Origin of the sequence: Cupriavidus sp. D384, from assembly GCF_001652915.1 — a bacterium.
Lineage (GTDB): Bacteria > Pseudomonadota > Gammaproteobacteria > Burkholderiales > Burkholderiaceae > Cupriavidus.
The window spans coordinates 1-7,688 of sequence record NZ_BBQI01000067.1 but is presented as its reverse complement, the minus strand read 5'-3'; the positions used below and the strand labels follow the sequence as shown (position 1 = coordinate 7,688).

8 protein-coding genes are annotated in these 7,688 nt (G+C 67.2%); 3 read left to right on the top strand and 5 right to left on the bottom strand.

Going from position 1 to position 7,688, the window contains the following annotated elements; genetic code table 11:
• Nucleotides 1-161: 161 nt before the first annotated feature.
• The gene (gene fmdA, locus A9J21_RS15660) at nt 162-1,394 is read left to right on the top strand and encodes a formamidase (RefSeq protein ID WP_066737178.1); all 1,233 of its coding nucleotides are present in this window, start codon (nt 162-164) and stop codon (nt 1,392-1,394) included.
• 28 nt (nt 1,395-1,422) lie between these two features.
• A complete protein-coding gene (locus A9J21_RS15655) occupies nt 1,423-1,737 on the top strand; it encodes an FmdB family zinc ribbon protein (RefSeq protein ID WP_066737176.1) in 315 nt (104 codons plus the stop codon).
• A gap of 10 nt (nt 1,738-1,747) precedes the next feature.
• Here the strand turns inward: A9J21_RS15655 and A9J21_RS15650 are convergent, their stop codons facing one another.
• The 5 genes from A9J21_RS15650 to A9J21_RS15630 form a co-directional block, all read right to left on the bottom strand.
• Nucleotides 1,748-2,947: an MFS transporter gene (locus tag A9J21_RS15650; protein WP_066737174.1), complete on the bottom strand. Its 1,200-nt coding sequence runs from the start codon at nt 2,945-2,947 to the stop codon at nt 1,748-1,750.
• A gap of 130 nt (nt 2,948-3,077) precedes the next feature.
• Nucleotides 3,078-4,019 carry a LysR substrate-binding domain-containing protein gene (locus A9J21_RS15645; protein ID WP_066737173.1) on the bottom strand — a complete coding sequence of 314 codons (942 nt, stop codon included), beginning with the start codon at nt 4,017-4,019 and terminating at the stop codon, nt 3,078-3,080.
• Between the two features lie 127 nt (nt 4,020-4,146).
• Nucleotides 4,147-4,860 (bottom strand): 4-carboxy-4-hydroxy-2-oxoadipate aldolase/oxaloacetate decarboxylase, encoded by a 714-nt coding sequence (locus A9J21_RS15640; protein ID WP_066737169.1) that lies wholly within the window; start codon nt 4,858-4,860, stop codon nt 4,147-4,149.
• Complete coding sequence (locus tag A9J21_RS15635; RefSeq protein ID WP_066737168.1) at nt 4,857-5,588, bottom strand: PIG-L deacetylase family protein; 732 nt, start codon at nt 5,586-5,588, stop codon at nt 4,857-4,859. Before A9J21_RS15635 ends, A9J21_RS15640 begins: the two co-directional genes overlap by 4 nt.
• A gap of 33 nt (nt 5,589-5,621) precedes the next feature.
• A complete protein-coding gene (locus A9J21_RS15630; RefSeq protein WP_066737166.1) occupies nt 5,622-6,638 on the bottom strand; it encodes a tripartite tricarboxylate transporter substrate binding protein in 1,017 nt (338 codons plus the stop codon).
• A 101-nt stretch (nt 6,639-6,739) separates the two neighbouring features.
• Between A9J21_RS15630 and A9J21_RS15625 the strand changes: the two genes are divergently transcribed.
• Nucleotides 6,740-7,621: a LysR family transcriptional regulator gene (locus A9J21_RS15625; RefSeq protein WP_066737164.1), complete on the top strand. Its 882-nt coding sequence runs from the start codon at nt 6,740-6,742 to the stop codon at nt 7,619-7,621.
• Nucleotides 7,622-7,688: the final 67 nt, after the last annotated feature.

Genomic DNA, 7,688 nt, shown 5'->3' with positions numbered 1-7,688 from the left:
GGCACCGACCACATAGCGGTATTGGCGGCCTTGCGCCCATGTCCCGACTTCCAGCGTCAGGAAATAACGTCTTGACGCTTCACATCTAGTAGTCCGCCCCCAGTTTCCACCCCTTCGTCCATCCCTTCATCCATCCCTGCACGCACCCAGGAGGCAAGCGCATGACCGATACCCTGATCAAGGTCGATCTGGCCCAATCGCCGTACGAGAATCCCGATGTCCATAACCGCTGGCACCCCGACATTCCCATGGCCTGCTGGGTCAAGCCGGGCGACGACTTCATTCTGGAAACCTACGACTGGACCGGCGGCTTTATCAAGAACAACGATTCCGCCGACGATGTGCGCGACATCGACCTGTCCATCGTCCACTTCCTGTCCGGCCCGGTTGGCGTCGAAGGCGCCGAACCGGGCGACCTGCTGGTGGTGGACCTGCTCGACATCGGCGCCAAGGCCGACAGCCAGTGGGGCTTCAACGGCTTCTTCTCGAAGCAGAACGGCGGCGGCTTCCTGACCGATCATTTCCCGCAGGCCCAGAAGTCGATCTGGGACTTCCACGGCATGTTCACGTCGTCGCGCCATATTCCGGGCGTGAACTTCGCGGGGCTGATCCACCCGGGGCTGATCGGCTGCCTGCCGGACCCGGCCATGCTGGACACCTGGAACCAGCGCGAGGCCGACCTGCTGGCCACCGACCCCAACCGTGTTCCCGCGCTTGCCAATCCGCCGTTTGCCGCCACCGCGCACATGGGCCGGCTCCAGGGCGATGCCCGCAACCAGGCCGCCGCCACGGGCGCCCGCACCGTGCCACCGCGCGAGCACGGCGGCAACTGCGACATCAAGGACCTATCGCGCGGCGCCAAGGTCTACTTTCCGGTCTATGTCGATGGTGCCGGCCTGTCCGTCGGCGACCTGCATTTCTCGCAGGGCGATGGCGAAATCACGTTCTGCGGCGCCATCGAGATGGCCGGCTGGGTCCATATGCGCGTCACGCTGATCAAGGACGGCATGGCCAAGTACGGCGTTCGCAATCCAATTTTCAAGCCCAGCCCCATTACGCCCAGCTACAACGACTACCTGATCTTCGAAGGCATCTCGGTCGATGAATCGGGCAAGCAGCATTACCTGGACGTCAACGTTGCCTATCGTCAGGCCTGCCTGAATGCCATCGAGTACCTGACGAAGTTCGGGTATTCGCGCGCGCAGGCCTATTCGATCCTCGGAACGGCGCCCGTGCAGGGGCATATCAGCGGCGTGGTGGACGTGCCCAATGCCTGCGCCACGCTATGGCTGCCGACGCAGATCTTCGACTTCGATATCCGTCCCAGCGCGAGCGGGCCCACCCGGATGATCCAGGGCGGCGTGGACTTGCCGCTGTCGCCGGACCTGATCTGAGCCTGCCCACCCCGCCGCCGGAGCCGCCATGCCCACCTACGACTATCGCTGCCATGACTGTGGCATGTTCACCGTGATGCGTCCGATCGCCCGGCGTGACGAGCCGGCCGCCTGCCCCGGCTGCGGCACCGCCGCCGGCCGCGCGCTGGTGGCGGCCCCGGCGCTGGGCAGCCTCGGCGCGGCGACGCTGGCCGCGCATGCGACCAACGAGCGCAGCGCGGCAGCACCGAAAGAAAGCCGGTCGCACGGCGCGGGGTGCGGTTGCTGCGGGCCGGTCAAGCTCGCCAGCCCGCCCAACGCCGTCAAGCAGCCAGGCGGCCGCCCCTGGATGATCAGTCACTGACAACGCGCCATCACCGCCCTGCCAGCGAACGGGCATCCCAGCGGCCCGGCGCCGCGCAGGTCAGCACCAGTGCCGCCAGCAACAAGGCGGCCATGCTCCACGCCACGGCGGGCATCCACGGCAGCCAGCCCGCCAAAGGCGCCGCCTTGCTGGCGCCCGAGGAAACCGTCGCGATCCGGATGAACGCGGCAATCGCCGCGACGGCAAATACCCATCCCGTGAACGCCCCTTCATGGCCAACATGGCCGGCATCCAGCGCGGCACGAAGCATCGCGCCAAACAGCACGCCCCAGAGCCCTCCCACCAGGCATTGCGCAACAAGCACGACCTTCAGCGAACCGGCGGCCGCAAACCCGAACAGCGCCAGCGCGCCGCATGCGGCAGCCAGCAGCAACAGCAAACGGGCGGGATAGCGGCGCAGCGCGGCCAGTTCGGGCAACAGCACGCATAGCGCGAAGCCGATCCAGAAGGCGGGGGTCACCTGCACGAGCTGCGCGGGCGACACGTAGCGCAGGTAGGCCGGCGTGGAGTTGACGGCGGTATGGATCTGAAAACCGAGCGCAAGCAGGCCGAAGGCGGCAAACAGCAGCCATGCGTGCGTCCAGCGTGGCCGGTCGCCCGATGAAGGAACCGGTTCGGCCGCACCGGTATGGCCCGGCGCGGCGGTGGGCTCCATCCATCGCAAGGCCATCACGGCAACCACCAGCGCCACGCTGGCCGCGATAAACGGCAGCACCGGCGAAGCGTCGCGCAGCCGCGCGGTCAGCATCGGGGCCAGGGCGCCGGCAAGCCCCACGCCCAGCAGCGAACAGGCCACCAGGAACGACGGGGTGCTGCCATGCAGCCGGCGCGCGATCATGACCATCGGTGGCGCGCGCAGCACCGACGACGTGGCTGCCCATAGCGCGGTCAGCGCCACAAGCCAGGCCGGTGACACCGCCCGGGGCAACAGCACGAAGGCCAGCGCCGACACCACCGATACGGCAAGCACCCAGCCGCCCAGCCGGCGCATGGCGTTGGCAACGCGGTCGGCCATCACGCCAAGCGCAAGATCGGTGACGACAAAGATCACCTGGTCCATCATCAGGATCCAGGCCACCTGCGCGCGCGGCAAGCCCGCCTGTGCGGCCAGTTGCGGCAGGAATGAGACGTAGAGTGTCCACGTCAGCGCCAGCAGAAACTGCACGGCACAGAGGATCAATGCGCGCATGACGGCCACCCTGCCCTATGTCGCGGGCGCTGCACGATGCCGGCGCCCTGTCCACAGCAAGCATAGGAAGCGGCCAGGCGTTTCACCAGCGGCCAGCCCGCTGTCGCAGGCCGGCTGGCGCATGACGGGGCTAGCTCTCCAGCAGCCGCGCCCCGCGCCATTCGCCGGAACGCACCAGCCCGCGTGCCGTATCGGCCAGCACCACGCGCAAGGCCAGCGCGGCAGGCGACAGTTCATCGTCGGACAGGCTGCACAGCAGGTTCTGGCGACCCGCTTGCGGATCGTCGATCTGTGCCAGATGGAAGCGCGCTTCCGCGTCGGGATAGCGCCCCACTGCCGCCCAGGGCTGCAACGTGGCGCCGAAGCCCATGTCGACGGCATCCATCAGCATGGCAAGCGAATCCACCTCCTGGATCACGCGGGGCGTGACCTTTGCACGGGCGAATGCAGCATCGAGCGTGCTGCGCAGGCCGTGGACGCCGCTTGGCATGATCAGCGGCACATCGGCCAGGTCGGCCACCGAGCGCTGCGTGGGCGGATCGGCCTTGCCCTGTGGCAGCGCCTGGCGCGACTGGATCAGGAACAGGGTTTCCTCGAGCAGCGGCATCACCGTCCAGCGGCGGGCGGCGTGGGTGCCGAACAGCACGGCGAGGTCGAGCTGCCGCGCGTTCAGCATCGCGGTCAGGTGGCCCGACAGGCTTTCCACGATGTGCAGCCGCACGTCGGGATAGCGTTCGCGCATCGCGCGGATCAGCGGCACACCGATCACCGACGCCGTGGTCGGTGCCAGGCCCACGCTGACGGCGCCAGACAGGCGTGCCTGATGCGCGGCGCGGCGCGCCTGCTCGGCGTGGCGCAGGGTCAGCTGGGCTTCGTGGAAAAAGGCCAGGCCGGCCTCGGTGGGGGTCACGCCCTGCGGCGTGCGGCGCAGCAGGCGGGTGGCGAGTTCGCTCTCCAGGCGGCTGATCTGCTGGCTGACCGCCGATTGCACCATGTCGAGTTCCAGCGCGGCACGGCTCATGCTGCCCAGTTCGACCACCCGCACGAAATACTGAAGCTGGCGCAATTCCATCTGGTCCCCCTGCTGGGCCGGCCCGCCCGCGCCAGCGGGGGATCGGCTTCGATGTTGTGGGGGGACTTATACCAGATACGCCGGCATCGCGGTCCGCGCGACGCCAGCGCACCGGTATCTCAGCGCATCACGCCTCGTCGGCGCCGCTGTACCAGTCCACGGTCTGGTCCAGGTAGACCAGACCCTTGTCGGCCAGGCCGGGGCGCATGTTGTACATATCCACGCCCAGCACGCCAGACGCCAGCTTGTCGCGCTTGCCTGCCTCCAGCGCTTCGCGCTCGGCCGCCTTGCGGGCGATCTCGGCCGCGTGCGGACGCGCCACCACCACCACGCCATCGTCGTCCGCGACGATCACGTCGCCGGGGCGTACCTGCGCACCTGCGCAGACCACCGGCACGTTGACCGCGCCAACGGTTTCCTTGACGGCGCCCTGCGCCGACACCGCACGGGACCACACCGGGAATCCCATCGCATTGAGTGTCGATACGTCGCGGCAGCCCGCATCAAGAATCAGGCCGCGCGCGCCGCGCACCTTCAGCGACGTTGCCAGCAGGTCGCCGAACACGCCGTCGGTGCAGTCGCTGGTCATCGCCACCACCAGGATGTCACCGGGCTGGATCATCTCCACGGCCACGTGGATCATCCAGTTGTCGCCCGGATGCATCAGCGCCGTCACGGCGCTGCCGGCGATGGCCGTGCCCGACTGGATCGGACGCAGGTACGGCTTCATCAGGCCGGTGCGGCGCTGGGCCTCGTGCACCGTCGCCACGCCGGACTTGCCCAGCGATTCGATGTCGCGCGCCTCGGCGCGCAGGATGTTGCGGTAGGCAACGTTTCTCATGCCAGCACCTCCGTCACTTGCGGGAACACGCGGGCATAGCCCTCGCCGTATTGAATCTTGCTGTCCGAATTGCGCGTGGCCTGGGCCCCGCGCTGCAGCGCCACGCGGGTGTAGTACTCCCACAGGTGTTCCTGCGCGGCCATGGTCGTGAACGCCCGCTGCTTCTTCTCCCAGACGGATGAAATATCCAGCAGCACGTCAGGCTTCCAGTTGCACTGTTCGGGCTGATGCGGCTCGAACAGGAACACCGGCGGCGCGCCAATCACCGGCACCTCGGGCTTGTAGCCGTGGGCCTGGGCGATGACCCGCGCTTCCTGCGCCACGTGCGTGGCCAGCGGATGGTCGAAGTTGTAGATGTCCTCGCGCGAATGGCTCAGCACCAGTTCCGGGCGAATCTCGCGATAGATATCGGCCAGGCGCAGCAGCGCTGCGTCGGGCACGCGCAGCGGATAGTCGCCCAGGTCGAAGCATTCCAGCGTGCCGCCCAGGATGTCGGCGGCGCGCTGCGCCTCTTCCAGGCGCGCGGCCTTGACGCGCTCGATCGTCATGCCCGGCTGGCGCCACATCTTGGCCGATTCGCCACGTTCGCCGAACGACAGGCAGACGATGCGCACGTGGTAGCCACGCTCGGCATACAGCGCGATCGCGCCGCCCGCACGCCAGACAAAGTCGGCCGCATGTGCGCTGACCACCAGGATCGACGGCTGGGTTGCTTGGGGTTGGGACATCGTAACTTCCTTAAATCTGTAGCTTTGAGAACGTCAGTCCGCGGTGATGCCGGCCTTGCGGATCACGTTGTTCCACGTCGTGGTTTCGGTCTTCACGAACTGGCCGAACTGTTCCGGCGAGCCCGATACGATCGTCACGCCAAGCTGGCCCAGCTGCTTCTTCACTTCGGGGTCGGCCAGCGCGGCATTGGCGGCGGTGTTCAGTTGCTTGATGATCGGGGCCGGCGTCCTGGCCGGGGCCACCAGGCCCCACCACACCGATGCGGTGAAGTTCGGCAGGCCCTCTTCCTTGGCCGTCGGCACGCTCGGCAGTTGTGCCGAGTGCTGGGTGCTGGCGACTGCCAGCGGCCGCAGCGTGCCGGCCTTGATATGCGAAATCACTTCGAGCGGATTGATCGGCATGAACGTGATGCGCTCGCCGATCAGGTCGGTGATTGCCGGCGCGCCGCCCTTGTAGGGCACGTGCAGCACGTCGATACCGGCCGTGTCCTTGAGCATTTCGCCGGCCAGGTGGCCCGAGCTGCCGTTGCCTGCCGATGCGTAGTTGAGCTTGCCCGGTTGCGCCTTGGCCTGGGCAACCAGGTCCTTCAGCGACTTGAACGGCGACTTGGCCGGTACCACCACCACCAGCGATGCCTCGCCAATGCGCGCCACGGGCGCGAAATCGGTGGCCGGGTTGAAGCTGAGCTTGTTGAACAGTGCCGCGTTGGTAGCCAGGCTGTTCGACGCCATCATGATCGTGTAGCCGTCGGCCGGTGCCTTGGCAACGTAATCCATGCCGATATTGGTGCTGGCGCCGGGACGGTTGTCGACGATGATCGGTTGCTTGAGCAGCTGGCTCATGCGCTGGCCCACCGAGCGGGCCACGATGTCGACCGCGCCGCCGGCCGCGTACGGCACCACCAGGCGGATCGGCTTGTCGGGATAGCTGTCGGCCCGGGCCCCCGTGGCGCCCAGCGCCAGGGCAGCCACCGTTGCGGCCATCAGCGTTGCCAGTACCGGGCGGCTCCCGCCCTGCAGATTACGAATACGAGCGAGCCCGCGCAGCATGCAAGTCTCCAGATGTTTTGAGGATGTGCTCGCATTCTGGGTGGCACCCGTGATACTGTCCAATACGTTTTCAGATAGCTTGTTATTTCGAATCCCTATCAATGGACTTCCGTCAACTTCGCTATTTCGTGGCCGTGGCCGAGGCGCTGAGCTTCAGCGAGGCAGCGCGGCGCCTGCATGTGAGCCAGCCGCCCCTCAGTGTGCAGATCAAGGCGCTGGAAGAGGAATTGGGCAGTCCGCTGCTGGAACGCTCGCGCCATCACGTGGCCCTGACGCCTGCCGGCGAACTGTTCCTGGACAAGGCGCGCGCGGCGCTTGCCAACCTGGATCAGGCGCGCGAAGTGGTCAAGCAGGTGGCATCGGGCGAGGCTGGCGAGATCCGGGTGGGGTTCACGGCATCCGTGCCAATGCAGGACATGTTTCCGCGCGCGGTGCACGCCTTTCGCGAGGCGCATCGCAATGCAAGGCTGGAGCTGGTCCATATGTCGACCGGCCAGCAGTTGCAGCAGCTGGAAAACGGCGAGATCGATATCGCGTTCCTGCGGCCGTCGCCGCAGTTCCGGCCACCGGCCAGCATTGCCGTGCGCGAGGTGCTGGCCGACCGGCTGGTGGCGGTAGTGCCGGTGGCCCATCCGCTGGCAGCAGGCCCGCACGAGATCGACATCAGCGCGCTGTCGGGCGAACGCTTCCTGCTGTTCCCGCGTGGCCTGGGCTGCGGCCTGTTCGACCATGCGACCACGCTGTGCAATCGCGCCGGGTTCGCGCCCAACGTCGCGCAGGAAGCGCGCGAGGCCACCACGATCATCGGCCTGGTAGCCAGCGGCGCGGGGATTTCGGTATTGCCGCAGATCTATGCGCGGACAGGCATTCCGGGCGTGACCTATCTGCCGATTGCCGGCCCGGACGCCGCCAGCCGCATCCTGATGGCACATCGCGCGGAAGCGCTATCGCCGATCATGAAGCGGTTCGTGGGGTATTTCTGAGGGGGATGGTTGCTCCCCTCCGGTTTTCTCCCCTCTCCCATTCATGGGAGAGGGGCGGGGGAGAGGG

Coding starts and splice junctions, on each gene's coding strand:
- A9J21_RS15655 (WP_066737176.1), top strand. CDS start 1,423: ATGCCCACCTACGACTATCGCTGCCATGACTGTGGCATGTTCACCGTG.
- fmdA (WP_066737178.1), top strand. CDS start 162: ATGACCGATACCCTGATCAAGGTCGATCTGGCCCAATCGCCGTACGAG.
- A9J21_RS15630 (WP_066737166.1), bottom strand. CDS start 6,638: ATGCTGCGCGGGCTCGCTCGTATTCGTAATCTGCAGGGCGGGAGCCGC.
- A9J21_RS15640 (WP_066737169.1), bottom strand. CDS start 4,860: ATGAGAAACGTTGCCTACCGCAACATCCTGCGCGCCGAGGCGCGCGAC.
- A9J21_RS15645 (WP_066737173.1), bottom strand. CDS start 4,019: ATGGAATTGCGCCAGCTTCAGTATTTCGTGCGGGTGGTCGAACTGGGC.
- A9J21_RS15650 (WP_066737174.1), bottom strand. CDS start 2,947: ATGCGCGCATTGATCCTCTGTGCCGTGCAGTTTCTGCTGGCGCTGACG.
- A9J21_RS15635 (WP_066737168.1), bottom strand. CDS start 5,588: ATGTCCCAACCCCAAGCAACCCAGCCGTCGATCCTGGTGGTCAGCGCA.
- A9J21_RS15625 (WP_066737164.1), top strand. CDS start 6,740: ATGGACTTCCGTCAACTTCGCTATTTCGTGGCCGTGGCCGAGGCGCTG.